Below are 27,000 nucleotides of genomic sequence, written 5' to 3' on the forward strand. Positions count from 1 at the left end.
CATTCATCATTTATAATTAAATCAATCCTTTTTCAGTTTCATAGATCATATAATCCACAACTTTTTTAAGATCGCCACCACTTTCGTTGAAGACTTTCAATTGTCGATCTGCGCCAGTTCCCATTTTGCAAATTTCTCTAGCATATTCTACTTCTTTTCTACAACCTAAATCGTCAACAACATCATCGATGAAAGCCAATAATTCTTCCAAAAGGTCACGGTAAGGAACGCTCGCTTCTTTCCCAAAATCAATCAAATGTGCATCGATTCCGTCTTTTGAGGCGCGCCATTTATTTTCTGTCAATAATAGTCTTCTGTAACTTCTGTAACTCGTATTTTGCTGGTGCATTTTGTAGATTTTTGCTACCAGAGATTGCATAATTGCGGCAAGACAAACGGTTTCGTCGATAGTCATTGGCATATCACAAATCCTGAATTCGATAGTCGGGTAGAAAGGATGCACTCTCAAATCCCACCAGATTTTCTTAGCATTGTCAATCGTTCCGGTTTTTACCATCAGATTTACATAAGCATCAAATTCTGCAACGCTTCCGAAGTAACTTGGCAAACCTGTTCTTGGAAATTTAGCGAAAACTTCCTGTCTGTAGGATTTGAATCCCGTCAACCGTCCCACCCAGAACGGCGAATTGGTGGACAAAGCGTAAACGTGCGGCAGAAAATAACGCATCACGTTTTGAATTCTAATGCCTTCTTCACGGTCTGGAATTCCAATGTGAACGTGCAATCCAAAAATCAAGTTGGACCTCGCAACATCGCCCATATCACTCACGATTTTGTCATAACGCGCATCTTTTGTGATGACGTTATCCTTCCAGTGCGAAAATGGGTGAGTTCCGCCACCAGAAACGCGCAAGCCTTGGTCGTGAGCAGTTTTTACAAGATGTCTTCTGAGGTCGGTGAGTTCCTGTCGTGCTTGCTGGATATTTTCGCAGATTCCGGTTTCCATTTCAACGACGGATTCGTGCATCTCGTGTTTTAGGTTTTCGCTGAGAACCGCTTTTCCGCCTTCTATGATTTTTGAAACGTGCGAAACCAAATCCCGCGTTTCGGCGTCTATAATTTGATATTCTTCTTCTACACCTATCGTAAATCTGTGCATATTATTTGTGTTTGTTGGTTAAAGTTAGTTAGTCGTTAGATGAAGTTATTTTTATTAAACCTTCAAGGTTTCAAAAACCTTGAAGGTTTGAAATTTTTTTTAAAGTTTATTGGTCACAAATTTTCCCCAGTTGATATTCACTTTTCCTGGTTTGTAATCTTTTGCTTTTTCAATCGCCAATTTTGCAGAATGTTCCACAATCCACGCAAAGTTCTCTTCTCCCACAGAATTTTTGTCCGCATCAGGCGCTGGGTTACAGAAGTCAATCGCGTAAGGAATGCCGTCTCTCACAGCAAATTCCACGGTGTTGAAATCGTAGCCTAAAGCTTCATTCATTTTCAAAGTGTAATCTGTGATGGTTTTAAGCAATTTTTCTCTGGCTGCACCTTCGGTTTGATGCGTGGTTGCATATCTCAAATGGTGTGGATTTCTCGGCTCGTAAGGCATGATGTGAACATATTTTCTCCCCAAGCAATAAACACGATAGTAATCTTCGAAGATGATTTCTTCCTGCACCATCATCACCAATTGCTCTGTCTCGGCGTGTTTTGCCCACATATCTTCCGGACTTTCCACTCGGTAAACATTTCTCCAGCCACCACCATCGTGTGGTTTCATATAAGCCGGGAATCCAACGTAATCGAAAATATATTCCCAATCGTGTGGGAATTTCAAATTTCTGAATGAAGTTTCCGAAGTGTTAGTCGGTCTTTCATAAGAAGGAAGCAACACTGTTTTAGGCAATGGAATTCCGATTTTTAGCATCAAGGCATTGTTGAAGAATTTCTCATCTGCGCTCCACCAAAATGGATTGTTGATGACGTAAGTTCCGCTCACTGCCGCATTTTTCAGATAAGCTCTGTAGAACGGAACGTCTTGCGAAATTCTGTCGATAATCACAGCGTAGCCATAATCTGCGCCTTGTTCCAATTTGTCGATTTGAACAGGTTCTGCGATGAACTCGCCTTTGCCAAGTTCATTTACTTTATCAATAAAAGCCCACGGAAATGTGTCTTCCATTCCGAATAAAATTCCAATTTTTTTTGCCATAATTTTTGTTTTTTGATTGTCAGAAAATCCAAGGTTGAAAGTCTGAAGTTATTTTGATTTGTTATTATTTTAAATTTGAATTAAGTTTAGACTTATCCGAAAAATCTTCCAATGAATTTCGGGAAGACCATTCGCCAAAGCACCCAATCGTGGTCTATCCATTTCTGCTCGTCATACCAATGGTTGATGCCTTTTGAGGTAAGAATTCCTGCCATTCTTCTAGTAGGTTCCAAGCAAATATCACGGTCAGAAGTGCTGAGGACGATGTGCATGTGTTTGTATTTCCACGCTTCATCATTTTTAACAAATTCATCCGGACAATTGAAATAAACCAATTCATCCTGAATGCCATCCATAAAATTTCGAATTGAAAAAGCACCTGATAAGCAGAAAAGATGCGATACCAAATCCGGATATCTGAAAGCGAAATTCGCCGCATGATAACCGCCGAAACTTGCACCGGCAACAATCACACGATGCGTATTATGCGTTTTCTGAATATACGGAATGAACTCCTGAACCAAGAACTGAACGTACAATTCATAGTTTCTGATTCTGTCGTTAGCCGAAATATTTTTATTATAAAAACTTAAAGAATCGATGGTTTCGAGATTGAAAAGTTTTAGTTTTCCATTGTCTGTAAACCAGGAAATGCTCCCATTCAAATGAAAATCTGCATTCTGCGTATAGGAACCCTGCGAAGTGGGAAACATAATGACAGGAAGCCCAAAATGTCCCGTGATTTCTACCTTGATGCTCTTCCCAAGGATGTGTGAGTAATAATCTGTATGTGTAATTTGAGGCATATCTTATTTATAAATGATGAATGATAATTGATGAATGATTAATTAAAACTGCTGTCAGGCTAAGGTTCTCGAAGCCTTAAATGAAATTTTAATTCGTTGGTTTGTCTTTTGGTGGCAAAATATTTAAGATTCTTTCCGTAACAATAGTTGCAGCTTCATCCAATCTTTCCTGAACTTTCTCTTCGGTTGTTGCCTTGTAAACGATTCCGATGTGATAATCGATTGGTAAGAATTTTTCGACATCTTCGTTTTGAAGATCGCTTGTATCAGAATGTTTTTCTTTGGCAAGCGAAACAATCAATCCGGAATATAATTTCTGAGTTTCCTCAACCGTATATTTTTCGCCGTCCAATAATGCATTTTCCAATTTTGCCCATTCTCTCCAAATGTTGACACCAGTTGCCGCTTCCACCATATCGGGAATGTGCGCGCCGCCAACTCTGGATGAAGTTTCCAGGAAGTAGTATTGACCATCAATTCCTCGGATATATTCGCTGTGTGTTGCCCCATTTTGAATCCCGAATTTATCCAAAACCTCTTTGTTTATTTTTTCTAAACCAATCGCTTCTTCAGATTTTTTATCCAAAGTTTTGGTTCGGAAAACACCACCTTCGTGTGACACTTTCATCGGTGGAGAAAGGTATTTTGAGAAGCAGGAAAACACGATTTCCTTGTTGTAAACCAAACAATCCACGTGGTAGACATCGCCAGGTTTGAACGCTTCCAGCAAAAATTTGAAACGCTCGTCGCCCAGATTTTCTACCGCTGGCCAAAGTTCTTCGGCAGAATTTATTTTGATAATGCCACTGGCAGAAGCTTCGGAGCGTGGTTTCAAAACCCAAGGTCCGGGGACATCCTGCATGAACTTATGCAATTTTGCATCATTGAAAATCGATGAAAATTCGGGTACGGAAATCCCGTTGTCCTTTGCCTGTTGGCGCATTGCCAGCTTGTCTCGGAAATAACGGTGCGTCGTTTGCCCCATTCCTGGAATACGATAGGTTTCACGAATCATCGCTGCTTTTTCCACATCAAAATCATCCAAAGCAATCACCGCATCTATCTGATGATTTTTCATCAAATATGCGAAACCTTGCACCAGATGGTCCAGATTCCAAACCGAAGCTTCGATTTCCGGCATATAATAAACCTCGTCTATCGCGTGCCAAGGCCAGTTTTTTTCTTTCAGGTTTTCTGACGTGATGAGAATGACTTTGTTTCCAAGCTTTTTGCACTCGTCCATAAAGTCGTAACCTTTGTAATAACAGGAGATGCAGACAATTGTTTTTTCCATATTCATTTATTTTTGTCGGAAGTCAGAAGTCGGATGTCCGAAGTCTGATATTCTTATTTGTGATTAGTTTTTAATTTAGTTAAAAGCAAAACGCAATAAGCTAATTGCATTTTGCTAATTATAATTCTCAATAAAATCCAAAAGCAACTGTACGCCATAACCTGTCGCTGCCTTATCTTTCGCATAACCAACATTTCCAAAAGCGACGCCAGCAATATCGAGATGCGCCCAATTCTGATGGCCTTCTATAAATTGCTCCAAAAATTTTGCAGCAACAATGCAATCCCCAAAAGGCTTCATCGAAATGTTCTTAAAATCTGCAACATCCGAAGTGAAATCGTCTTTCCAGACATCCCAAAGTGGTAAATTCCAAATCCTCTGATTGGTTTTATCTGCGGACTTTTCCAATGATTTTTTCAAATCGTCATTGTTGGAAAAGTAGGCGCCACAGGTGTAACCAAACATTCGAACAGAACTTCCTGTCAAGGTTGCCAAATCAATCAGAACATCGGTTTCATAATTTTTTGACAAATATGAAAGTCCGTCTGCAAGTGTCATTCTGCCTTCCGCATCGGTGTCCAAGACTTCAATTGTTTTTCCGTTGTAAGCCGTAATCACGTCACTTGGCAAATACGCTTTTTCCGAAACTGCATTGTCCGTAATCGGCAGAATTGCAATGATATTCACGGGAAGTTTTAGTTCCGAAGCTGTAATCAAAGCGCCAATCACAGCACTTGCTCCGCCCATATCGCTTTTCATATAATGCAGATTGGCAGAACCTTTGATGGAAATTCCGCCCGTGTCGAACAAGACGCATTTTCCAACCAAACCGATGGTTTTGGCGTTCTCTTTTTCTGATTTATATTCCAAAATCGTGAAAGAGGCTTCCTGCGAACTTCCCTGATTGACCGCGACAAAAGCACCCAAACCTTCTTTGATGGATTCTTCTCGGTTCAATGATTTGTAATTCAAGCCATATTTTTCTGAGGTTGATTTCAGAAATTTTGAGATTTGGTCCACCTTTTTGTGGTTCGCAGGTTTGTTCAGCCACTCCATTCCGGCAAATTCTCCGTTGCAAAGTGCTTCGGTTTTTATGGCCAAATTGTTGGCTTCGTCTTCGGAAATATTTTCAAAATAAAGTTCAAAATTCTCCTGCCAAAATGGATGCGATTTTTCGAAAGGGTAGAGGTAAGTTCCCAAGAACAGACCTTTTACAAATTCTTCAGTCAAATCAAATCCTAATTTTGAATGGACTGAAGTCGGGACTACTTGTAGATTTTTTTTATAATCGTTCGCAAATTTTTTCGCTACAGCCTGGATTTCAAAACCTTTTGAATCCTTCCCGATTCCAATGAAAAAATTGATTTCATTAGAATCTGTTTTAATGAAAACCTCGCTTTTTTTTCCGTTGAAGAAATGTTCCGTATTCGGATAATTCGATTTTTCCTGCTCCCAATCGTCTTCGCTGAACAGGAATATATTTTGTGTGGTTGTTTCTTTTTTATTGTAGATTTTAATCATAATTTCTTCACTGTTTTCATAGGAATAAATTCCTATGTTGAAATATTGGTCGTCCCGATGGGACTCGTTGGGGTTTAGTTTTTGATGTCATTTTCCAATTCATCTTTTGCCTTCACCGGACTTTCCAAACTGTCGATGAACAGCCATTCTACAGCTCTTGGAAATTCCTGCGACCAATAGAATTCCTGATGCGTTCCTTGTTCGTTGATATTGGTTTTCACTTCAAAATCAAACAATTTCTGAGCATTCAGCCGTTTCAAAGATTTCTCGAAAAGCCTGATTCTTCCTACCATTCTGGAGCCTTCCTGTCTTCCGCCGTACAGATAAACCTTGATTTTATAAGGATTACTGAAACTAATCATCGGAAAATCATTCTCCGGTTCTACCCAAAGCGACGGTGAAAAAATTAACAGTTTAGAATAGACTTCCGGATAGAGAAATCCACCATAAATACTAATCAAACCACCCAAAGAACTTCCGCCGATTCCCGTATTTTCACGGTCCTTTTTGGTTCTGTAATTTTTGTCAATCCAAGGTTTCAACGTGTCGGTAATGAACCTCAGATATTTTTTTCCTTCCGCATCTTTTGTGACGGCGTCATTGTCAAAAATATATTCCTTAATTCTGTCGTCGTTCCCGTGCTCTACGGCAATGACGATGAGTTCGCCTCGTCCATATTCTGCCAGAAGCGCCAACTTTTTATCAATTTCCCAATTGCCGTAAGCCGAGCCTTCATTAAACAAATTCTGCGCATCCTGAAGGTAAAGCACAGGATAAGTTTTCTCAGATTTGTGATAATCGTAAGGCAAAAGCGCCCAAACTTTCCTTGTTTTATCGAGCTGAGGAATGTAAAACGCCTCATCCACCAATTCCACTGTCGGGAAAAATTCCTTCTTGAAAGGTCCCCAATTCAGTCGCCATTTTTCTATATTGACCTGGACTTTTTTGTCCTCTTTTCTTGCTTTTCTATTAGGCGTAATGCTGTCATATTTGTCGATTTCTACATTTTCCCAACCGCCTTTTGTAAACTTAAATTCAATCTCATCACTCAGTTGTTCATCGGGAATCTGGATATAATAATTGCTGTCATCCAATTTTTCCAATTCAAATTTGGAATCGCGCGGATTCCACTTGTTAAAATTTCCGGTAATGAAAATCGCTCGGTCATCATTGTCTTCTGACTTCAGAAAAAACTCCATTCTTATTTTTAATTCTCTTTAATGAGTTATAAATTTATAAAATTATTTCTATAATCACGCAAGTGTTGTCTATTTTTCTTATAAAAAACAAGTTCATTATTTAATTTTAACTTAATACGGTAAATTGTTGAATTAATGAAAATTTAATAATCTTAAATATTATTAATGAAAAAAAAGAAAAGCCTAACAAAAATAGATTGTTAGGCTTTTAATTTGTAAAAATAATAATGCTCCTTTGCTTATCTGAAAAGGTCTTTAGTTACTTTTTGTTGAGTTTTTGTGAGAGTCTTTTTAATGGAAACTTGATACTTTCCGTTTTGGTTTTGTAAGTCTAAACCTGCGTTGTTAAAGTATTTTAGGTAATCGATTGGTTGTAAAGTATAAACATAAGATAAGATTTCCTCTGTAGCATCTCCAGCGTATTTTTTTATAATCGCATTTAGTTCTTCTTCCAGATATCCTCTGTTCTCATTTTTATAGATAGAGTATAGATCCTTCATCACATTATCCAGAGAATATTTGTTTTCTGAAGATATTCGTATTTGCAGGTCTAAAAGGATTCCTATAAGCGGACCTTTTTCATAAAAAGAAATGGTTTCTCCTTTCTTTCCGAACGGACCGTCTTCCCAAGTATAATAGCTTGAATCTGCCAAGGTCTGCTTTTCTTTCGCTGGATTGTTCTCAAAACTGTTGATCATTTGACTCCATTCTTCCAGCATCACTTCTTTGGATTTTATACCTGCACGATTTAGAACGATGGCTTCGTAGTACACAGAAAGTCCTTCCCCTACCCAAAGTGTCTTTGTTTTATTTTTGTCTGAATAATTGAAAGGTCCGATTTCTATTGGTCTTATTCTTTTGATATTGAAGTGATGGAAATATTCGTGTGTCAAGAAATTTAATATTTTTTGTCGGCTTTTTTCTACATTCAGAGAGTTTCCATTGAAGGTCAAGGCAGTGGAATTGGTTTGTTCAATACCTCCATTTCCTTTTCCAATCGATATAAACGTGTAATGCTCGTAAGGAATGTCGTTGAAAATATTGGTGGTCTCAATAATCATTTTTTGCAGGTCATCCATTAGTTTTTTTCTATCAAAATCTCCAAGTTCAATGCCTTTAAAAAAGTGCTTTTTTCCTTTGACCTCAAAACTAGGTAGCTCTTCCAAATCGCCGACTAGGATTGGAGAATCATATAATTGATTGAAATCTTTTGCGATGTAATTCTTGCCCTTTTTATCAAGACCTGTAGCAATTTTTTTCCATTTACTGTTTTCAATTGTTAGAGAGATTGGCCTTTCTAGAAATTTTTCCGGAAACATAAAAACGGCTGTAGGTCTTATGAATGCCTTTTTTTCGCCAAGATATGCTTTGGCAATAAACTCATCCTTGGCCGAAATTTGATAATCTATGGTGATTTTTTCTGATTGGTTTGTGGCTATTCTCCAAGTATTGGCATTAGTTTTCACAAAACCCAGAACTTCATTTTTATTGTTTGTGACCTTCAGGTTTTGGACATTTTCTGAGAAATTTAATAATTGATAATAGCCAGGTGTCCACTCTGGTATTTTGATATCTAAGATGTTTTCGCTTTTTATATTGGGAATTTTAATTTTGATTTTATAGAGATGATCGGCAAAACTGTCAAGATTAACATCTATTCTTATGCTGTCCTTTTGAGCATAAATTGAGTTAGAAATTGAAAAAATGATAACTAAGAAAAGTTTAAAGATTTTATTTGTCATTATTTAAAATTTATTCCGATTTTACAACCTCTGTTCTCTCAGAGATTCCGTTGGCATTGAAAGCTTCGATTTGGAAATAATAGGAATCTGTTCTGTCTGCTCCAGTGAAAAAGTATTCGTTTTTACCGTAAACCATAATGCTTCCGTACAATTTGTCCGGCGATTTTCCCCAATAGATGACGTAGCCGTCAGCGTCAGAATTCTGTTGCCATTTGAACCAGATGCTTCTTCTCTCGCCATATTTTTTAGGGTCGGCGCGCAATGGAACGAAGTTTTGAACTTTCGCAGGTTTTGCACCGGCACCTTTACCAAAAACTCGGAATCCGCTCAATGCAAATTTTCCTGTCGGCATTTTCAGGTTTTCCATTTTCAGGAATCTTGCTTTTGCCGGTTTTTCAAGTTCAATGTAATCGTGTGGAACGTCGGTTTGGTTTTTGGATTTATCGACAATCACTGTCCATTTTTTTCCGTCATTGGAACCGTAGATTTTGTATTGGTGCATTTTGCCAAGCGTTTTTCCCATAAACTCCGCATCTTGGTCAGCATAATTCACCTGGATTGCATTAATGGTGGAAACTTCGCCCAAATCCGTTTGAAACCATTCCCCGGAATTTCCAGTTTTTGCAGACCAGTAAGTTTTAATATCTTCATCCACCGCAAGATTTGCCTGATAACCGCCCAAAGTTGAGGAAACCTGAACGGGTTTATTGTAATTCAACAGCATCCAACCTGGGAACAATCCTTTGGTGAAATCTTTGCCTTGCGCATATTGCGGAAGCAAAGTTGGATAATCGCCGTAAGCCGTGTTGGTGTACATCACGTCATCCTTGTCGAAGCCGGTTGGCCAGATTCCCAAACGTCTTTCAAAATTATTTTTTGTTGAGATGAAAATCGTGGAAACGTGCCACCAATTCCCAAAATTATCTTCGAAAGTTGCGCCGTGGCCAGCGCCTCTCGCAAAACCACCTGGTTTGTAGGAGAATGGATTATGTTGCTGATATTCAAAACCTTCCAATGGGTTTTTAGAAACGTAAACGCCGTCAGAATAACCACTGAATTCTGTGGCTGGCGCACCGTATTGCATATAATATTTGTCTTTGTACTTCGTCATCCAAGCACCTTCCACAAAGGGTTGAAGGAAAACATTGTCATTATATTCGCCAAATCTTTCCCAGCCGTGGTCTTCCGGTTTCAATCTTAAAATCGGTTTTACGAAACCTTCGGATTGCATTGTTTTGGTTTTGATTTCGGTGCCTAGAAGTGGCCATTCGTTGCTGGAACCCCAATACAGATACAATTTGTTTTTGTCCTCATCATAATGAAAAGCCGGGTCCCAAGCGCCAACCTTCAAAGTATCGACAGCGATTTTCCAGTCGTCTTTGGTTGGATTGGTGCTTTTCCAAATCGGGAAATCCTGTTCCCAAGTGGAACCGAAAACGTACAATGTATCTTTCATCGCCCAAACTGCGGGAGCGTTCAAATCGTGGGTGTATTTGTTATCGCGAAGGAATTTTCTGTGGACGAATTTCCAATTCAGCATATCATCAGAATGCCAATAGCCTTCTTGATTCGTGGAAAATAAGAAAAGTTTTTTCTGAAAATTGACAATCACCGGGTCGGCCGTTGCGCGGTGTTTCCCTTGTTTGGAAAAAACCTCGAAAGGCGTGTAGCCATAATCGATGTTGATGGGATTGCAATAGGTTTTTTGTTGCGCCGAAATCTGACCGATGAAAAGTAAGATCAACAACGTAAAAATTGTTTGTAATTTCATTTGAATTTTATTCTTGAATTTTACTGTATTGTTCCAAAATATTATTGACGAATCTGAAAGTATCCTGCTTGATTTTCATATTTTCCTCTGGCTCTCTGTGGAAAAAAAGAACGTAATCCTTATCGTCTATCGTCAGTTTTTTACCTGCAGATTTTGCGTCGTAGAACTTGTCTAATTTGTAGATGAAGTATTTTCCGTTTTTCAGCGTAATCACAATCGGGAAGAATTCTGGCGGTGCAACAGAGCTTCTGTTAAAATTGTTAACGACATTGGCTATGTAATCTTCCTCGCCATCTTGATTGAAATCACCTTGGTCGATTGCGACGACCTCATTATCACTCAAGAAATCTTCGAACTCAATATCCTGAACGCCGTCTGGTCGGTAGAATTTCATCTCGTCGTTTACATTTAGCTTATTGGTAAAGCTGTTTTTGCTGATGAGACTTTGCAAAGTTTTGAGGTCCATATCACTTCTGATACAGGAAACCAAGCAGATTGCAACTAGGAAATAGAGGATAGATTTCATTAATGAAAAGATTTATTGTAAGTTATATAAAAATGCTGAAACTTGATTCTTAAAATCAGCGAATTCTTTTACAACAATAATCCGTTTGTAGGTTGGATTGCTTGTGGCAGGTCTTTCTCATTCAACATATCACGCATATCGATCTCTATCATTCGGCTGATCTGGGAAATCGGGACATCGTTCGCACCGCCTTCAAAAGGGTTTTCACAACTTTCGCCGATCTGTTCCAAAACCAAAAAGACCCAACCCAACAACATGCTGAAGGGAATCGTCAGCCAAATGTAATTGCTTTCCAATTTTGCAAATTCATTCAGAAAACCCAAAGGTAGGAGGATGCAGAAAAGATTGGTGAAATAAGTATTGATCGTGGAAAACTGTCTTGGATAAGGAAAGTTCTTGATTCTTTCACACTTGCCTTGTTGGTCATAAAAATCCCTTAACTGATTTTCCAAAGCCGTGTAATTAAAATCATTAACGAAACCTGACTCATGCAGTTTCCTCAAGGCTTCGGATTGCAAGGTAATGAGTTGTGTTGCCCGGTTTTTCTTTTCGAGGAGGAAATTAATTTCGTTTTGATCAATGTAATTTTTCAATTCTTCGCCAAGTTCAGATTCCCATTCCGGAACTTTATAATATTGAAGATAACGTCTGTTGTAAGGTCGCGTTTTCACATTTTCCCAAGCTTTCACTTCCCGTAATTGAAACCTCAAAGCGGTCAACCAAGCAAAATGACGATAGAACAATTCTTTGTGCAAGCGTTTTTCCTCATCAGAATTATTTTGTCTGATGAAATCCTTCACCATGATTCCAAAACTCCGACTGTTGTTGATGATGGAGCCGTAGATCTGCCTTGCTTCCCAAAGTCTGCCATAGGTCTGTGTATTCCTGAATCCGGAAATAAAAGCGGTTGCCGTTCCCAAAAGTGCAATCGGAACCCACGGAATTGCCAGCCATTTCCATCCCAAAAAGTAAAATAACAAGGTTGGAATAGTGCTGATGATAAGCATTTTGATGATTTTTTCTCTGGTCCACAAAATGAAATGTGAAACTTTGTAGCGGTGTGATGCGTTCATTTATGTTTTTTTTATTTTAAATAGTTTCAACCCAGTGTTTCTTGATCAGTTCCGTAAGATAATCCGGACATTTTACGATTTTGTTTGTCTCCGAGTCCAGAAAAAAGAGTGTGGTGGAAGCTTCCGTAATTTTTGCATTATCTTCATTATAGATTTCATAGTCAAACTCAATTCTGATTCCTGGAATTTTCCGAACATAAGTCCTGATTTCCAAAAGTTGGTCATAAAGTGCTGGTTTCAAATACTTAATTTTATATTCTGAAACAGGAAGAAAAATCCCACGTTTTTCGATTTCGTCATAGGACATTCCCAGCGTGCGGAAAAGTTCGACTCGTGCGACTTCAAAATATTCTGCATAGTTGCCATAATAGACATATTTCATAGGGTCGGTTTCGCCGTAACGAACTCGTATTGAGGTAGTTGTTTGTATCATTTGGAGTCATTAATAATTCATACAAATATATTTTTTAATAATCAATAGAGAAAAAATTTTTTTATGAAAATTAATAATTAGATATTTGTTGTCTTCTTAAAAAACTAAAATCCCACCGGAAATAGCAGCAGAAAAATGAATGAAAATTTAGTATTGATCTGGGATAGGTGTCTCCAATTTATGAGAGACAATCTAAACGCAGCGGAGGACAACACAGACCTCAAAAAGTTAGAAAATTCTTTCGACTTGTTATTTGATAAAGTTCAGCCAATTTCTTTGGTGAACAATAATCTCACGTTGCTTGTTCCTAGTGATTTTTACAAAGAATATATCGAGGACAATTACTTGTCTTTACTGTCTGCTGCGCTTAAGAAAAATATCGGTAAAGGAGTGAAATTGTGGTATTCTGTGATGGAAAACAAACCATCTGGGAAAGAAAAACCAATTACAATGAACGTAAAAGGGATTTCTACACAACAGCCTAAGATTCAAGAAGCTAGACCGGTTCTAAAAGATAATAACGTTAATGCATTTGCTGTTCCTGGAATCAAAAAAATTACGATTGATTCTAATTTGAAAGCAGACCAATCTTTTGATAATTTCATCGAGGGAGAAAGTAACAAATTTGCTTCTACAGTTGCGAGATCGATTGCAAAAAGACCAGGTTCTACGGCTTTCAATCCATTGTTTGTCTATGGTGGGTATGGTGTTGGAAAAACGCATTTGGCTCAGGCTATTGGACTTGAGGTGAAAGCTTCTTTCCCAGAAAAAGTGGTTTTGTATCAATCTTCAGAAAAATTCATTCAGGATTTTGTGAAGGCGGCGAAGTCTCAGAACAAAACAGATTTTCAGCATTATTATCAGATGATCGATGTTTTGATCATCGATGATATCCAGTTCTTGTCTGGTAAAGCGGCGACACAAGATAGTTTCTTCCACATTTTTGATTATTTGCATCAGAATGGAAAACAGATCATCTTGACCTCTGATAAAGCGCCTGCTGATATTCTTGATACGCAGGAAAGAATTATTTCCCGTTTCAAATGGGGACTTTCTGCAGAGATCAAATCACCAAATTTCGATACGAGAAGAAAGATCATCGTTGATAAATTAAGTCGCGATGGAATCGAATTGACTGATGATATGCTGGATTATCTAGCATCGGAAGTCAAGACAAACGGCGTTAGAGAACTGATCGGCGTTGTAAATGCCGTGATCGCTTACTCTACAGTTTATAAATCTGATTTCAGCCTTGACCTATTAAAAGATACCATCAATAAGTTAGCGACAACTCAGAAGAAAACCATCAATATTCCTTACATCCAAGAGATTGTTTGCGACTATTTCGGGATTCAGAGAGAGCAGTTATTATCTAAAACAAGAAAAAGAGAGATTGCACTTCCAAGACAATTGGCAATGTATTTCGCAAAAGAATATACCAACGCAACGTTCACAAAAATCGGTGAGGAAATGGGAGGTAAAGACCATTCAACCGTGATGTATGCTTGTGACACGATTCGTGACGTTTCCAAAATCGATAAAGAATTAAAGAAATATATCAAGGATTTGAAAGATAAAATTGCTCAATAACAAATACAAGGATTTAAATTTTTTTAAATCCTTTTTTATTTTTCTATGCTGTTAAAGGGTTCGACTCCGTTCAGCCTGACATTTTTTTTTAAAATACTTAGTTAGTTGTCACACTGAGCGGAATCGAAGTGTTTTCTCAATATTAAAAATTTAAATTAAATTTGACTCTTTCAAAATATTTTTACAATGAAGATTTTAATGGTTTGTCTCGGAAACATTTGCAGAAGTCCTTTGGCAGAAGGAATTTTGAAACATAAATTAGGCGAGGATTATTTTGTGGATAGCGCTGGAACCATCAACTATCACGAAGGAAGCCAGCCAGACGAACGCTCCATCAGAACCGCAACCAAAAACGGAATCGATATTTCCACCCAAAAATCCAGACCCATTACCAAATCAGATTTTGACAAATTCGATTTGATATTTTGTATGGACAAAAACAATTACAAAGACGTTCTAAAGCTCGCCGACGATTCTCAGAAGCACAAAGTCAGATTGATCTTGGATGATGAACTCGAAGTTCCAGACCCATATTTCGGTGGAATCGACGGTTTTGATAAAGTTTACAAAATGCTCGACGAATCTTGCGAAATAATTGCCGAAAAAATCAAGAACAATAGCATATAACTCGCAAACAATTCTAAATTTGTAAGACAACATTTTCTTATGAATTTTGACATTGAACAAAAACCGCTGAAGCCCAAAAGATTCTATCAGCATCTGTATATTCAGGTTTTGATTGCAATTATTTTCGGGGTTTCGCTCGGCTATTTTTATCCCGACTTAGGCGAAAAAATGAAACCTTTGGGCGACGGCTTCATCAAATTGGTGAAAATGATCATCGCGCCCGTGATCTTCCTCACAGTTTCAACAGGCATTGCGGGAATGAGCGACCTTAAAAAAGTCGGACGAGTTGCAGGAAAAGCTTTCATCTATTTTTTTACTTTTTCAACTTTAGCGTTGATCATCGGTTTGATTGTCAGTAATGTCGTTCAACCAGGAAAAGGGCTCAATATCAATCCAAGTACTTTGAACAGCGCAGAAATCGAGAAATATGTCAAAGCCGCGCACGACAACTCGATGGTGAATTTCGTCTTCAACATCATTCCAGAAACATTGTTCAGTCCTTTGACGGGCGATAATATTTTGCAGGTTTTGTTGGTCGCGATTTTATTCGGCGTCGCATTGGCGATCACTTCCGAGAAAAGTTATCCCGTTTATGATTTCCTTCAAAGCTTGACGATTCCGATTTTCAAAATAGTTGAAATTCTGATGAAACTCGCTCCCATTGGTGCTTTCGGAGCAATGGCTTTCACGATTGGCAAATATGGACTGGAGTCTTTGAAAAATCTGGCAATGCTCGTCGGCACATTCTATGCTACTTCCGCATTGTTCGTAATTTTAGTTTTAGGAAGTGTCGCTTGGTACAACGGCTTCAATATTTTCAAATTTCTAAGATATCTAAAAGACGAAATCCTCTTGGTTCTCGGCACAAGTTCATCAGAACCAGCACTTCCCGGATTGATGAAAAAACTCGAAAATGCTGGTTGCGAAAAAGGCGTTGTCGGTCTGGTGGTTCCGACTGGCTATTCCTTCAACCTCGATGGAACCAACATTTATATGACCTTGGCGGCGCTTTTCATCGCCCAGGCTTGCAACATCGATCTGAGTTTGGAGCATCAGCTCGGTTTGCTTTTAGTCGCAATGTTGAGTTCAAAAGGTGCGGCGGGCGTTTCTGGCGCCGGATTTATCACATTGGCGGCGACTTTGGCGGTGGTTCCCGAGGTTCCGATTGCTGGAATGACCTTGATTCTCGGCATCGACAAATTTATGTCCGAATGTCGCGCATTGACTAATGTCATTGGAAATGCCGTTGCTACCGTTGTCGTTTCCAATTGGGAAAATCGTTTGGACAAAGAACGATTAAAAGAAGTTTTGAACTAAATTTGTGATTGTTAGGATAATTATTAAAAATGAATGCTAAAGAAAAACAGACTGAATTTATAAAATTATATTTGAAACCTTTTTTGAAAAATAGAGATTATAAAAATTCAAACCAAACTTGGTGGAAAGATCGTGGTGATTTTTATAATGTGATTAATCTTCAGAATTTTTCTTGGAATACTTCAGATTTAATTTAGGTATCGCATTAAAAGCAACTTTGAAGGATACAACTTTAAAGAAAGTCACTCATTTTGATTGTGTCACTCATTTGGGTGATGGAGCTTTTTTACCAGATAGTAAAAATAGAAAGTTTGGAAGCAATCTAGGATATGAAATTGAATCTGAAACTCATTTAGATGATTTTGTTATTTCATTTTTTAATGATTTTTCTAATTATGTATTGCCCAAATTCGAAGAGCCAAGCAATATAAAAGAATTGATTGATTTCTATAAACAATTTGAATTCTGGGGAAATCAACTTGAGAAACAAATTGAAATCAATAAATTAATTTGAAATAAAATTTCTGCTATTTGATAGGAACAACAAATTATTTTTACTTAAACATTTTACAATAATACAAAAAAATGCTTTACCTTCTACCAGCTTACCTTTCAGAAAATTCTCCAATCGACTATTTCGCGCCAACGATCAAAGACATCATTATGAATGTCGATCATTATTTTGTGGAAAATGAAAAAACGGCCAGAAAAGTCATCAAGTTTTTTGCACAGGAAAAGAAACAACCAGAATTGAAATTATTCCTCCTCGACAAATATTCCGAAACAGCCGATTTGAAAGAAGCGCAAAAACTGATGAAAGAAGGCGTAGATTTCGGATTGTTGTCAGAAGCGGGTTTGCCTTGCATTGGTGATCCGGGAAATATCATCGTTGGTTGGTCGCATAAAAATAATGTGAAAGTCATTCCTGTCAACGGACCAAGTTCTTTCGTTTTGGCTTTGATTGCAAGTGGTTTTAATGGACAGCAATTTTCATTCAACGGTTATTTGGCGATCGAGAAAGATAAGAAGAAAAAGGAAATTCAACAGTTGGAAAGTTTGGTGGAGAAAACGGGATTCACGCAGATCTTTATGGAAACGCCTTACCGAAATAACCCATTTTTCGAAGATTTGACGAAGTTCCTAAATCCAAATACAAAACTCTGCATCGCCTCCAATATCAATGATCCGGAGAATGAATTCATCAAAACAAGAACCATCAACGATTGGAAAAAAAACAAACCGGAATTGCATAAGATTCCCACAGTTTTTCTGATTGGGAAATGATTATAAACCACAAAGCCACATTGAATTTTAATGGAAAAGATTAAATAGGATTGATTATGAACTATTTGAACTTAAAGTCTATCTAAAACTATTGTGCCTATGTGGTGGAATATTTTGTAAATTCAATAATTATAAATCAAAACTATGAATCAAACCTATCCTTTTTATGTAAAACTTTCCTGCATATTGATCAGCATTGTGATCTTGGGATTTCTTGCAATCATTGGCGAACAGATTTTGATTCCGATGGTTTTGGGATTGTTGATCTCGATTTTGTTGATGCCTCTCAGCCGATTTATGGAGAAGCGATTGCGGTTTCCGCGAAGTCTTTCTTCGATTCTGGCAAGTCTTTTGGCGTTGGCAATTATTGGTGGCGTGATCTACGTGTTGTCGCTCCAGGTAGCGAAGTTGGCGAATGATTGGCCATCATTTCAAAAGCAGTTTGTGGATTTGATAGATGATCTTCAAGGTTGGATTTCCAGAACTTTTGGTGTGCGGAGAAAAGATCAATTGTTATATCTGAATGATACGGCGAAAAAGTCGATCAGCACCGGAACTGCGATTCTGGAAAGAGCCTTGAAATCCATTGGTTATGTTTTGATGTTGACGGGTTTTACGTTTTTATTTACGCTGTTTTTCCTTTTGTACAGGACACATTTGCTCAAATTTTTGGTCGCCAGTTTTTCTGAAACGTATCACAAAACGGTGTTTGAGATCATCGATAATATTCAGTTTATGGTGAAGAAATATTTGGTGGGATTGTTTCTCCAAATGTTGATCGTCACGATCTTATCATTGATTGCGTACACGATTATCGGGGTAAAATATAACTTTATGCTCGCCATTCTTACAGGAATTTTGAACATTTTACCTTACATCGGAATTCTTATCGCCTTGCTGATTGGCGCATTGATTACGTTTGCAACCGCAGGAATCAGTCACGTGTTGTTTATTGTGATTGCCATTGTCGTGATCCACGCCATCGACGGTAATATCATAATGCCGAGAGTTGTCGGTTCCAAAGTGAAGATCAATTCTTTAATCGTGATCATCGGTTTGGTGATTGGCGAGATGCTTTGGGGCATTGCTGGAATGCTTCTCACGATTCCGATCTTGGCGATTCTGAAAATCATTTTTGATAGAGTAGAAGGTCTGCAATCCTGGGGATTCCTGATGGGTGAGGATGATGATGTTCCGCTCTTCAAAGAGACGTTTGACAAATATTTTCTGGTAAAGAAAACCAAGGTGACGAATGTGGAAATCATTTCTAAGCCTGAAGACGAGATCGGGAAATGATTTGGAAAAATTTTAAAAAGAAATAGAAATCCCGCAACCCGACTTGAACGCAGCTCATTTTTTGTGGCTGGAAAAGCGATGGCAAAAATAGCGGGAGTGGAAGGCGGATAAGTTGCCCCAATAATTAAAAATTAACTATGAAAAAATTAAGTCTTCTAATGTTGTTGCTTTCTGTATTTTGGAATGCGCAGACGAAAAAGGAAAATCTGAAAGCTGTAGAAAAGTTCCAAAATGAGCTGAACGCAGAATATCTCAACCCAAAAGAATCGCCATTGCGAGGGGACAATTTGACGAATTTCAAAAAGCATCCGTTCTTTCCGGTCAATCTAAAATATCGGGTGAAAGCAAAATTGACCAAGACGGAAAATCCCGTTCCGTTTGAGTTGCCGACTTCTTCTGGCCGTTTTCAAAAATATAGGGAATATGGGACGGCGGAGTTCGAAATTGATGGGAAAAAGTACGCGCTGACCATCTATCAAAACTTGAGACTCATCGAAATGGAGAAATATAAGGATCATCTTTTCCTGCCTTTCCGCGATGAAACGAATGGAAAAGAAACCTACGGAGGCGGAAAATATATGGATCTGAGAATTCCGAAAGGTGATGAAATTGTTTTGGATTTCAACCAATCCTATCAGCCGTTTTGTGCTTACAACGCGTTTGATTACAACTGTCCAATTGTTCCGGAGAAGAACAAATTAGCTGTGAGAATAGAGGCTGGTGTGATGTACGAGGATGTTTATCATCATTAGAATTTGAACTTTAACGTTCCTTAACAGCGCATTAGCACGAACCTTGGAACTATCATTCAAATCAAAAAATTATGACTGATAAAAAAGTAGCCGGACTTTGGATAGACGGCAGAAAAGCAATTGTAGTAACGAATCACGATGGACAGGATGTTTCTGAATTTGAAGTGAAAGAAACGGTGAAAGCAGATGTTCAACACGGAAATTCTAACGAAAACGCGGCGAACAATGTAGAACAAACCAACAAAGCGAAGTTCTACAAGGAAATCGAAAAAATCATCACCAACAGTACAGATCTTTATGTGACTGGGCCAGGAACTTCTCAGGAAGAATTGAGAAATCACCTTTTGGACACAGCGCAATACAAAAATCTGAATATCAAACTAGGAACCGATTCGCAACTGAGCGAAGAGCAAGTTCTGGAAGAAGTGAAATCTCACTTCAACGCATAAAAAATGAAAACGATCCCGAATTTGGGATCGTTTTTTTGGGTTTTAAATCCTCTCCAATTCCCCAGAATCAATCGTGGTTTTGAAAGTTCCATAGTTCACGGTGACTTTGTTTTTCTTGATTTCGTCAATCGTTCCAACACTCGCACTGCCTTTGATGCGGACGCGCTGACCCACTTTCATCCAGATTGCACGTTCGGCAACGCGCTTTTCTTCTAGTTTTTCGTTGGTTTCAACGATTTTTTCCTGAACATCTTCTTTCTTGAGTTGTTGCGTTATTTTTCGTTTGATGACTTGCAGACGTTTGCTTTCGTCTTTGTCTACGCCAATTTTTCGGAATTTTTCCTGTTCCAAGATCTTCACGAAATCTTTCACCACATCTTTTCTTGATTTCCCTTTCACATAACTGTCGATGAAGGATTCTATCTTGTTTCCGAATTGTAGTTTGCGGTGTTCGTCTTCATACAATTTTTGGAAATTATGAAGTTTTTGCTGAAGTTGCTCGTTCAGTTTTTGAAGATTGTCACGTTTGTCTTCTACAGAATCTCGCTTTTCCGAAAGGTCAGATTTTATCTTTTCAACCTCAAATTTTTCCTGCTGAAGTTTCACAATCGTTTTGTCAAGATTCACAATGTCGTGTTCCACTTTTTTCTTTGCAGAATTGATGATGAATCTCGGAATTCTGTTTTTCTCCGCCACTTCAAAAGTGAAAGAACTTCCAGCTTGTCCAACTTCCAATTTGTATAATGGTTCAAGGGAATTTTCATCGAAAAGCATTGCGGCGTTTGTGGCTGCAGGAAGATTTTCCACGACCAGTTTGATGTTCGTGTAATGCGTCGTGATGATCCCGAAACTTTTTTTGTCATAGAAGAATTCGAGGAAACTTTCTGCCAACGCGCCACCCAATTCCGGATCGGAACCAGTTCCAAATTCGTCGATCAACAAAAGCGATTTTCCGTCGGCCTGTTTGATCATTCCAGACATTTTTTTCAGTCGGGAAGAGTAGGTTGATAAGTGATTCTCAATGGATTGATTGTCACCGATGTCCGTCATTATTTTCTCAAAAAAGAACATTTCCGATTTTGGATGACAAGGAACCAAGATGCCACTCTGAATCATCAATTGTAACAATCCAACGGTTTTCAGCGTGATGGATTTTCCACCGGCGTTTGGTCCGGAGATGCAGACAATTCGGTTGTGTTCCGTCAAGGATATCGTTTGTGAGAAGATCTCTTTGTTCTCCGCTTTGTTCCTGATCCAAAGCAACGGATGAAAAGCTTCACGCAATCTCAAAGTGTGATGGCGATTGATTTTTGGTAAAATTCCATTCACTTTCTCAGCGAATTTTGCTTTGGCTCGGATTAGGTCTAAGTCAAAGATATAAGTTTGATAATTTGAAAGTTGGGGTTGGAATTCTGCAATTTCGGCGGTCAGTTTTCTCAGGATCTTATCGATTTCTTTTTTCTCTTCTTCCTGATTTTCTTTCAGTTTGAAATAATGTTTAACGACACTTTCCGGCTGGATAAAAGTAATAGAACCCGTTTTAGAAATGCCCAAAACTCTTCCGTTGACTCTTTTTTTGAATCCGGATTTCACGGCCAAAACTCGCTGATCTTCGATAATGCTTTCCTTGATGTCATCCAAAAAATCACTTTGTCCGTAATTGAAAAGAGCTCTGTTAAAGTTTTCATCAATGGTTTTTCTCGCGTGCTGAATTTCTGTTCTAAGGACTTTCAGAATCGGCGACGCTTCGGTTTTTACGTCTCCGAAACGGTTGAAAACCTTGTCGATTTTGTCAACAATTTCTTTTCGGAATTCCAAATCTTTGATCTCTTCCAGAAGTGTTGGGAAAAGCTCTGAAAGTTGAGGGAAAAATCTTTGCAATTTCCCGATCTGCTCCGTCATCGTTTTGATTCTGATGAAGGATTTGTTTTCCAATCGAAAATTCTCGATCAGCATCAGTTTCAATTCTTCTTCGATGTCCTCGTATTCATTAAAGGGAACTGCTGTTGAACTTTCGAAGCTTGAAAGGAATTCTGAGGTTTTTTTCAAGGATATTTCTGCTTCGTCTATGGGCATTGGACGAAGTTCCATTATTTTGTCTGCCGTTTTTGGCGAGAATGCGAAAGGGGCGATCTCCGAAAGAAGTTCCGGAAATTCTAATTCATTAAGGTCTGCTTGATTGATATTCACAATGCAAATTTACGAATTTGAAATGTTTTAAAATTTGAAAATTCACATTTGAAATTTCTTTCAGAAATTGAGTTTTTATATGTCTTCGAGAACCTCAGACTGACAGCTTTGATAAATTGTTAGGCGTTTGAACTTTGTTTGAAAGTTCATATTGGAAATTTCTTTCAGAAATTGAATTTTTATTGGTCTTCGAGATCCTCAGACTGACAGCTTTGAATCTTTGAATTTAATTTGAGGATTGTTTTTTTTAAAATGATGAGTATTTAAAATGGATATTGTCACTTTATTTTGAAATAGAATCGTCGATAATTGCGAAGCGCGTCCTGGCTTGAGCGGAAATCCTTTTTTGTGTAAACAAAAATTCTATTTAGAGAGAAATCGTTTGTAAAAAAGATTGGGAGCGGAAGACGGATACAGACGCCCAAATCATTTTACAAAAAAACAACATCACCGGAAAAACCAGCGATGTTGCATTGAAAAATCTAATTGTATGAAAAAGTATTATGAAAAATTTGTTTTTAGATTTTGGTTGATAGGCTGAAGATGAGATTCAGGTCGTCTTTTACGACGATCATTCCGCCCATTTTTTTCGGTGGTGTGATGTTGAAATCACTGAATTTCACATTCTTCCGGCCAATCATTTTGTTGTTTTCTACATTGAATTCTACGTTGTATCTTTTGCTTTGATTCATCATTCTGACTTCTACGACTGCGTTGTAACTTTTTTGAGTCTTGGTAAAATTGATGAACTTGATGGTCATTTCCGGATATTTTTCTGAGTTCAGGATTTTCTGAAAATCTTTGGTCATCATTTTGTTTCCGCAATCAAAATCGTTGACTTTTAGAATGATGTTTGGTAGTGTCTTTTCTGAAAATGTGTAAACGCCGGTTTCTGCTTTGAACTTGTTGTTGACACATCTGAAACTGTTGACATTCGTATTCCCGTTGATCTGAACGAAGTTGTCCTGTGCCTGAGCGACGATGGTGATAAAACCGAAAAGCAAATAGAGAAGTTTCATAGTAGTTGTATTTTTAAGAAAAAAGCAGAGGTTTCCCGAGAGTTTCCTCTGCTTCTCGTTAACTGAATATTAGAAAGAAATCACCGCCTCCAACATAAATCCTTTGAACTCGCCATCTCTTCTGATGTTTGCCTCTGGATATCCGTCATATTTCTGGTTGACGTATTCTAATTTTGTAAGAATGTTTTTGGTCATAAACCAACCTCCACCGATGTTGTATCTATCTACGCTGATGTCTTCTCCGCTGATTAGTTTTCCATCCACTTTATTGTATCGCCCACCGAAGTAGAAGTTTTCCGTATTTCCAAATCTGTAGATGAGTTCTGCGGCATATTGGTTGTAGGTTCTTCTTTCGGTTTCTGCCAGGTTGCGTCCAGATGCAGATTCGAAGATTCCGAAGAATTCTAAACCTCTGTATTTTACAAATGGATTGATCATAAATGTAGTCAAAGTGTTTTGGAAATCAGGGTCTACCATTCCAGATCTGTGGTTTGCAGAAGATGTCGCGGCGGTGTTCTCCATCACGAAATAATATCTAGATCCCGCTCTGTCTCCATTGTAGAAATCCAATCTTGGTGCTCTTGCAATGTTGTAGAAAGATCCGGTCAATCTTACTCTTAAGTCGCTGTTCAGTTGTTTGTCATAGCCCAGTTTTCCATAGATCCCCGCACTTGTGCCTCCTGTTGCGGTTTGATTAAGTCTGCCATTGGTGATACCACCCATCACGATTACGCCGTTTCTTCTATAATAGACCTCTGCGAAAGGAAACGTTGCATAGGCATCCATCAAGTAATTTCCTACGAAGGGATTCATAATGGCGTAGGCATTGTCGGATCTTCTCAGTTGCGCATCACCGTAGTTGATTTGGTCTTGACCTACTTTGATGGTTGTATATTTCATAATATCTTCAGCAAAACCTTTTTGGATGAAATCCAACTTGTCGATTTGTAGATATCCACCTTTTACATAAGTTTCATTGTGGTGTCTGGAAGATAGAAATGTTCTCAAGTGTAGATTTACGCCGTCGTATAGAGCTACATCCAAATCCAAATTGGCGGTTGGCAGGTTGATGTTGTTTCCGATGTCAAAAAGCTGATTGGTATTCAAGCCTGCAGCATTCAGAACAGGAGTTGCGTTGTTTTTATGTTGTAATCCTTGAAACTGCAATGCAAATGCGCCTCCAACTTTCACTCTTAAATGATCGAAGGTTGAAATCGTGTCTTTTGGATTTTCGAACACTGTGATTCCACTTTTGTCTCTTGGTTTCAGGTTGTCCAATTTGCCTTCCTGTGCCTGTGCGAATGTTGCGGTTAGTAAAGCGGCGATGAAGCTGGCTTTCAATAGATTTCTTTTCATAATATTAAAATTATTCAGTTATTATTCAGTTTTGTTTTCAGTTACTCTGCTACGATGTTTACTTTGACAGTCACCACATCACCGGTTTTGATGCCCATAAATCCAGGTCTGTCCATCCCGAATTCTGATAACTTAATGCTTTCTGATCCATCGATCACGTAACCATTACCTTTTTTGGCCACGTTCACTGGGAAGCTTACATTTTTAGAAACACCTGCGATGGTCAATTTTCCTGTAATGTTGCTTTTTCCAACACTCAGTGTAGGAGCGGAGAATGTAATGTTTGGAGTCTTATCAGCTTTCAAAGCATCGTAAGCTTTCTTCTCCATCGTTTTTCCTTTTTCAGCTTTGATGGTTTTTACCGGGACAATGAAGGTCACATTATTGATCGTGCTGCCAGCTACGGTTCCCACAAAAGTGGCTGTTGAACCGGTCATTTCCCAATCGTGCATTGGTGATGTTCCAGTTATTTTTATATTCGTTGTTTTCTGAGTTATTTTTTGTGCATTTGATAATTGTGGTAATAATGCAAAACCTAAAACTAACCCGATGCTCATTAAATTTGTAATTGTTTTCATTTTCATAAAATTTGATTGTTATAATTATATATATTTCATTATTGATAGGACAAAGGTATAGGGATTGTAATCATTTTGCTATTTTTTTATACTGACAAAAATCTTATTAAAGTTGTAGATTGCCATCTTGATAATTTTTACCAATGATGGTTATAGATTTTATCTTATTTCAGTTTTATTTTAAAATTTATGAATACTCTTTGTTTACTTCGTTTGAAGAATAATCAGATATGACATTTGTTAGGTCACTGATTGATGATGAATATCAGTTTGTAAATTTTTGAAATCTTATAAAAAATGTTAAATTATTAAGGAATTTATAAAGTTATATGACGGAAGTCATCTTTGAATTTTGATAGTAAATTTGTATTTTAAGAATTCACAGTATTTCTTACTTTTACATTTCGAAAACACAAAATTCTAATGCATACTTTACTTCCATTTCTGCTTGCAATGATTGCGGCCATCGTTCTCCTCAATATGTGGGCTGCAAAACTCAGGATTGCTTATCCCATATTATTGGTTGTCGGCGGATTGCTTGTGAGTTTTATCCCAGGTTTGCCGGTTGTTCGGATAGATCCGGATCTTATTTTCTTTATCTTCCTTCCGCCATTGTTGTTTGAGGCTTCTTGGGCAATATCATTTAAAGAAATGAAGAAGTGGTGGCGCATCATTGGAAGTTTCGCTTTCTTGGTTGTATTTTTTACGGCACTTTCGGTGGCTTTGGTCACCAATTACTTTATTCCGGGATTTACGATTGCGATAGGATTTCTTTTAGGTGGAATTGTCTCTCCGCCAGATGCGGTGAGTACTGGAGCAATTATGAAATTTGTTAAAATTCCGAAATCCACCTCTGCTATTCTCGAAGGCGAAAGTTTGTTGAATGACGCATCTTCTCTGATTATCTTTCGATTTGCCTTGGTTGCTGTTGGGACAGGACAATTTGTTTGGCAGGAAGCGACGCTTAGTTTTCTGTGGATGGTAATTGGTGGTGCAGGAATCGGTTTGTTGATTGCCTGGCTTTTTGTTCAGGCTCATAAACGTTTGCCTACAGACGCACCTTCCGACATTGCATTGACATTGATTGAACCTTATCTGATGTACTGGATTGCCGAGCAAGTTCACAGTTCCGGCGTGATGGCTGTTGTTTGTGGTGGTTTGTATATGTCGTTGAAACGTTTGGTTTTTCTGAATAGTGCCAGCAGGATACAAGGATACAGCGTTTGGCAAAGCTTTGTTTTTATCTTGAATGGAATTGTGTTTCTGATTATCGGTTTGGAGCTTCCAGAGATTGTCTCAGGCATCCGTGCAGAGGGAATTCCACTTCGTACAGCAATAGGTTATGGGATTTTGGTAACTGGAATTCTGATTGTTGCGAGAATGATAAGTTCGTACACTGCATTGATTTCGACAATCATTTTCAGGCCAAGTGTGCAACCTCACGCATCTTCAAGAGCGCGCCGATGGTTGATGCCACTTTTATTAGGTTGGACGGGAATGCGTGGAGTGGTTTCTCTGGCAGCTGCTTTGGCAATTCCAGTGACTTTGGACAATGATGAGGCTTTTCCGCACCGGAATTTGATATTATTTATCACTTTCATCGTGATTCTGCTGACGCTTTTGGTTCAAGGTCTTACATTGCCATATTTGATTAGAAAAACAGGATTTTTTGATGGTGCCTTTGCTGAAGAAAGTGAAAAGGTCACCAAACTGAAAATGAAGCAAGGTTTGAAAACACACGTTTACGAAGTCTTAAAAGACAAATACGAAAACAAATACCAAGGCAATGTAATCATAGAGAAAACCCTGAAACAATGGGAAGAGCGCACCAAAGTAAACGACGAAAACTGGATGAACAGAGAGACGAAGCAAATCTTCATCGAAATTCTGGACAGCCAGCGCGAATATTTGACGGAATTGAACAAAGACCAAGATATCAACGAGGAAATCATCCGCCAGCAATTGTATCAGATTGATTTGGAGGAGGAAAGGTTGAAGCGGATTTAA

At 38.2% G+C, this 27,000-nt stretch carries 25 protein-coding genes; 10 read left to right on the forward strand and 15 right to left on the reverse strand.

From position 1 onward, the window contains the following. Positions 1 to 16: 16 nt before the first annotated feature. The 11 genes from IO90_RS13215 to IO90_RS13265 form a co-directional block, all read right to left on the reverse strand. Positions 17 to 1,120 (reverse strand): carboxylate-amine ligase, encoded by a 1,104-nt coding sequence (locus IO90_RS13215; RefSeq protein WP_034967396.1) that lies wholly within the window; start codon positions 1,118 to 1,120, stop codon positions 17 to 19. 99 nt (positions 1,121 to 1,219) lie between these two features. After that, entirely contained in the window at positions 1,220 to 2,170 is a 951-nt protein-coding gene (locus IO90_RS13220) for a RimK family alpha-L-glutamate ligase (protein WP_034967399.1), read from the reverse strand. 92 nt (positions 2,171 to 2,262) lie between these two features. After that, positions 2,263 to 2,976: an alpha/beta fold hydrolase gene (locus IO90_RS13225; RefSeq protein ID WP_034967402.1), complete on the reverse strand. Its 714-nt coding sequence runs from the start codon at positions 2,974 to 2,976 to the stop codon at positions 2,263 to 2,265. 88 nt (positions 2,977 to 3,064) lie between these two features. Then, positions 3,065 to 4,270, reverse strand: coding sequence for an acetyl-CoA carboxylase biotin carboxylase subunit family protein (locus tag IO90_RS13230; protein ID WP_034969174.1), 1,206 nt, complete (start codon positions 4,268 to 4,270; stop codon positions 3,065 to 3,067). Between the two features lie 114 nt (positions 4,271 to 4,384). After that, positions 4,385 to 5,791, reverse strand: a complete 1,407-nt coding sequence (locus tag IO90_RS13235) for a M17 family metallopeptidase (RefSeq protein ID WP_051878675.1) — start codon at positions 5,789 to 5,791, stop codon at positions 4,385 to 4,387. A 74-nt stretch (positions 5,792 to 5,865) separates the two neighbouring features. After that, the gene (locus IO90_RS13240) at positions 5,866 to 6,990 is read right to left on the reverse strand and encodes an alpha/beta hydrolase (protein ID WP_034967406.1); all 1,125 of its coding nucleotides are present in this window, start codon (positions 6,988 to 6,990) and stop codon (positions 5,866 to 5,868) included. Positions 6,991 to 7,229: 239 nt separating this feature from the next. Then, positions 7,230 to 8,732, reverse strand: a complete 1,503-nt coding sequence (locus tag IO90_RS13245) for a M61 family metallopeptidase (protein ID WP_051878677.1) — start codon at positions 8,730 to 8,732, stop codon at positions 7,230 to 7,232. Positions 8,733 to 8,742: 10 nt separating this feature from the next. Next, entirely contained in the window at positions 8,743 to 10,503 is a 1,761-nt protein-coding gene (locus IO90_RS13250) for a discoidin domain-containing protein (RefSeq protein WP_034967408.1), read from the reverse strand. Positions 10,504 to 10,510: 7 nt separating this feature from the next. After that, a complete protein-coding gene (locus IO90_RS13255; protein WP_034967411.1) occupies positions 10,511 to 11,029 on the reverse strand; it encodes a hypothetical protein in 519 nt (172 codons plus the stop codon). 68 nt (positions 11,030 to 11,097) lie between these two features. Next, positions 11,098 to 12,102, reverse strand: a complete 1,005-nt coding sequence (locus IO90_RS13260; RefSeq protein WP_034967415.1) for a bestrophin family protein — start codon at positions 12,100 to 12,102, stop codon at positions 11,098 to 11,100. A 16-nt stretch (positions 12,103 to 12,118) separates the two neighbouring features. Continuing rightward, a complete protein-coding gene (locus IO90_RS13265; RefSeq protein WP_034967418.1) occupies positions 12,119 to 12,535 on the reverse strand; it encodes an acyl-CoA thioesterase in 417 nt (138 codons plus the stop codon). 135 nt (positions 12,536 to 12,670) lie between these two features. On the opposite strand from IO90_RS13265, the gene dnaA reads away from it, so the two are divergent. The 9 genes from dnaA (at position 12,671) to IO90_RS13305 (ending at position 19,850) form a co-directional block, all read left to right on the forward strand. Continuing rightward, on the forward strand, positions 12,671 to 14,125 hold the full coding sequence (dnaA, locus tag IO90_RS13270; RefSeq protein ID WP_034967421.1) for a chromosomal replication initiator protein DnaA: 1,455 nt from the start codon (positions 12,671 to 12,673) through the stop codon (positions 14,123 to 14,125). A 186-nt stretch (positions 14,126 to 14,311) separates the two neighbouring features. Then, positions 14,312 to 14,752, forward strand: a complete 441-nt coding sequence (locus IO90_RS13275; RefSeq protein WP_034967425.1) for a low molecular weight protein-tyrosine-phosphatase — start codon at positions 14,312 to 14,314, stop codon at positions 14,750 to 14,752. Positions 14,753 to 14,791: 39 nt separating this feature from the next. Then, positions 14,792 to 16,069 (forward strand): dicarboxylate/amino acid:cation symporter, encoded by a 1,278-nt coding sequence (locus tag IO90_RS13280; RefSeq protein WP_034967428.1) that lies wholly within the window; start codon positions 14,792 to 14,794, stop codon positions 16,067 to 16,069. A 29-nt stretch (positions 16,070 to 16,098) separates the two neighbouring features. Then, entirely contained in the window at positions 16,099 to 16,266 is a 168-nt protein-coding gene (locus tag IO90_RS18790; protein WP_081871820.1) for a DUF4304 domain-containing protein, read from the forward strand. Between the two features lie 20 nt (positions 16,267 to 16,286). Beyond that, positions 16,287 to 16,583 carry a hypothetical protein gene (locus tag IO90_RS13285; RefSeq protein WP_131450882.1) on the forward strand — a complete coding sequence of 99 codons (297 nt, stop codon included), beginning with the start codon at positions 16,287 to 16,289 and terminating at the stop codon, positions 16,581 to 16,583. 71 nt (positions 16,584 to 16,654) lie between these two features. After that, a complete protein-coding gene (locus IO90_RS13290) occupies positions 16,655 to 17,353 on the forward strand; it encodes an SAM-dependent methyltransferase (RefSeq protein WP_034967432.1) in 699 nt (232 codons plus the stop codon). Positions 17,354 to 17,497: 144 nt separating this feature from the next. Beyond that, positions 17,498 to 18,649, forward strand: a complete 1,152-nt coding sequence (locus tag IO90_RS13295; RefSeq protein WP_034967436.1) for an AI-2E family transporter — start codon at positions 17,498 to 17,500, stop codon at positions 18,647 to 18,649. 137 nt (positions 18,650 to 18,786) lie between these two features. Then, positions 18,787 to 19,401 (forward strand): DUF1684 domain-containing protein, encoded by a 615-nt coding sequence (locus IO90_RS13300; RefSeq protein ID WP_034967439.1) that lies wholly within the window; start codon positions 18,787 to 18,789, stop codon positions 19,399 to 19,401. Positions 19,402 to 19,472: 71 nt separating this feature from the next. After that, a complete protein-coding gene (locus IO90_RS13305; RefSeq protein WP_034967440.1) occupies positions 19,473 to 19,850 on the forward strand; it encodes a hypothetical protein in 378 nt (125 codons plus the stop codon). Between the two features lie 42 nt (positions 19,851 to 19,892). Here the strand turns inward: IO90_RS13305 and IO90_RS13310 are convergent, their stop codons facing one another. The 4 genes from IO90_RS13310 to IO90_RS13325 all read right to left on the reverse strand — a co-directional run bounded on the left by IO90_RS13310 (position 19,893) and on the right by IO90_RS13325 (position 24,993). After that, positions 19,893 to 22,040, reverse strand: coding sequence for an endonuclease MutS2 (locus IO90_RS13310; protein WP_034967443.1), 2,148 nt, complete (start codon positions 22,038 to 22,040; stop codon positions 19,893 to 19,895). Between the two features lie 518 nt (positions 22,041 to 22,558). Continuing rightward, entirely contained in the window at positions 22,559 to 23,059 is a 501-nt protein-coding gene (locus IO90_RS13315) for a YceI family protein (RefSeq protein WP_034967445.1), read from the reverse strand. A 69-nt stretch (positions 23,060 to 23,128) separates the two neighbouring features. Then, a complete protein-coding gene (locus tag IO90_RS13320) occupies positions 23,129 to 24,415 on the reverse strand; it encodes a hypothetical protein (RefSeq protein ID WP_034967448.1) in 1,287 nt (428 codons plus the stop codon). A gap of 41 nt (positions 24,416 to 24,456) precedes the next feature. Continuing rightward, complete coding sequence (locus tag IO90_RS13325) at positions 24,457 to 24,993, reverse strand: YceI family protein (RefSeq protein WP_034967451.1); 537 nt, start codon at positions 24,991 to 24,993, stop codon at positions 24,457 to 24,459. Positions 24,994 to 25,416: 423 nt separating this feature from the next. Between IO90_RS13325 and IO90_RS13330 the strand changes: the two genes are divergently transcribed. Next, positions 25,417 to 27,000, forward strand: coding sequence for a Na+/H+ antiporter (locus IO90_RS13330; RefSeq protein ID WP_034967455.1), 1,584 nt, complete (start codon positions 25,417 to 25,419; stop codon positions 26,998 to 27,000).

The organism is Chryseobacterium sp. FH1 (assembly GCF_000735135.1).
GTDB lineage: Bacteria > Bacteroidota > Bacteroidia > Flavobacteriales > Weeksellaceae > Epilithonimonas.

Bases quoted from the DNA above. Each gene is read 5' to 3' on its own strand.
- IO90_RS13215 (WP_034967396.1), bottom strand. From the start codon at position 1,120: ATGCACAGATTTACGATAGGTGTAGAAGAAGAATATCAAATTATAGAC.
- IO90_RS13220 (WP_034967399.1), bottom strand. From the start codon at position 2,170: ATGGCAAAAAAAATTGGAATTTTATTCGGAATGGAAGACACATTTCCG.
- IO90_RS13225 (WP_034967402.1), bottom strand. From the start codon at position 2,976: ATGCCTCAAATTACACATACAGATTATTACTCACACATCCTTGGGAAG.
- IO90_RS13230 (WP_034969174.1), bottom strand. From the start codon at position 4,270: ATGGAAAAAACAATTGTCTGCATCTCCTGTTATTACAAAGGTTACGAC.
- IO90_RS13235 (WP_051878675.1), bottom strand. From the start codon at position 5,791: ATGATTAAAATCTACAATAAAAAAGAAACAACCACACAAAATATATTC.
- IO90_RS13240 (WP_034967406.1), bottom strand. From the start codon at position 6,990: ATGGAGTTTTTTCTGAAGTCAGAAGACAATGATGACCGAGCGATTTTC.
- IO90_RS13245 (WP_051878677.1), bottom strand. From the start codon at position 8,732: ATGACAAATAAAATCTTTAAACTTTTCTTAGTTATCATTTTTTCAATT.
- IO90_RS13250 (WP_034967408.1), bottom strand. From the start codon at position 10,503: ATGAAATTACAAACAATTTTTACGTTGTTGATCTTACTTTTCATCGGT.
- IO90_RS13255 (WP_034967411.1), bottom strand. From the start codon at position 11,029: ATGAAATCTATCCTCTATTTCCTAGTTGCAATCTGCTTGGTTTCCTGT.
- IO90_RS13260 (WP_034967415.1), bottom strand. From the start codon at position 12,102: ATGAACGCATCACACCGCTACAAAGTTTCACATTTCATTTTGTGGACC.
- IO90_RS13265 (WP_034967418.1), bottom strand. From the start codon at position 12,535: ATGATACAAACAACTACCTCAATACGAGTTCGTTACGGCGAAACCGAC.
- dnaA (WP_034967421.1), top strand. From the start codon at position 12,671: ATGAATGAAAATTTAGTATTGATCTGGGATAGGTGTCTCCAATTTATG.
- IO90_RS13275 (WP_034967425.1), top strand. From the start codon at position 14,312: ATGAAGATTTTAATGGTTTGTCTCGGAAACATTTGCAGAAGTCCTTTG.
- IO90_RS13280 (WP_034967428.1), top strand. From the start codon at position 14,792: ATGAATTTTGACATTGAACAAAAACCGCTGAAGCCCAAAAGATTCTAT.
- IO90_RS18790 (WP_081871820.1), top strand. From the start codon at position 16,099: ATGAATGCTAAAGAAAAACAGACTGAATTTATAAAATTATATTTGAAA.
- IO90_RS13290 (WP_034967432.1), top strand. From the start codon at position 16,655: ATGCTTTACCTTCTACCAGCTTACCTTTCAGAAAATTCTCCAATCGAC.
- IO90_RS13295 (WP_034967436.1), top strand. From the start codon at position 17,498: ATGAATCAAACCTATCCTTTTTATGTAAAACTTTCCTGCATATTGATC.
- IO90_RS13300 (WP_034967439.1), top strand. From the start codon at position 18,787: ATGAAAAAATTAAGTCTTCTAATGTTGTTGCTTTCTGTATTTTGGAAT.
- IO90_RS13305 (WP_034967440.1), top strand. From the start codon at position 19,473: ATGACTGATAAAAAAGTAGCCGGACTTTGGATAGACGGCAGAAAAGCA.
- IO90_RS13315 (WP_034967445.1), bottom strand. From the start codon at position 23,059: ATGAAACTTCTCTATTTGCTTTTCGGTTTTATCACCATCGTCGCTCAG.
- IO90_RS13320 (WP_034967448.1), bottom strand. From the start codon at position 24,415: ATGAAAAGAAATCTATTGAAAGCCAGCTTCATCGCCGCTTTACTAACC.
- IO90_RS13325 (WP_034967451.1), bottom strand. From the start codon at position 24,993: ATGAAAACAATTACAAATTTAATGAGCATCGGGTTAGTTTTAGGTTTT.
- IO90_RS13330 (WP_034967455.1), top strand. From the start codon at position 25,417: ATGCATACTTTACTTCCATTTCTGCTTGCAATGATTGCGGCCATCGTT.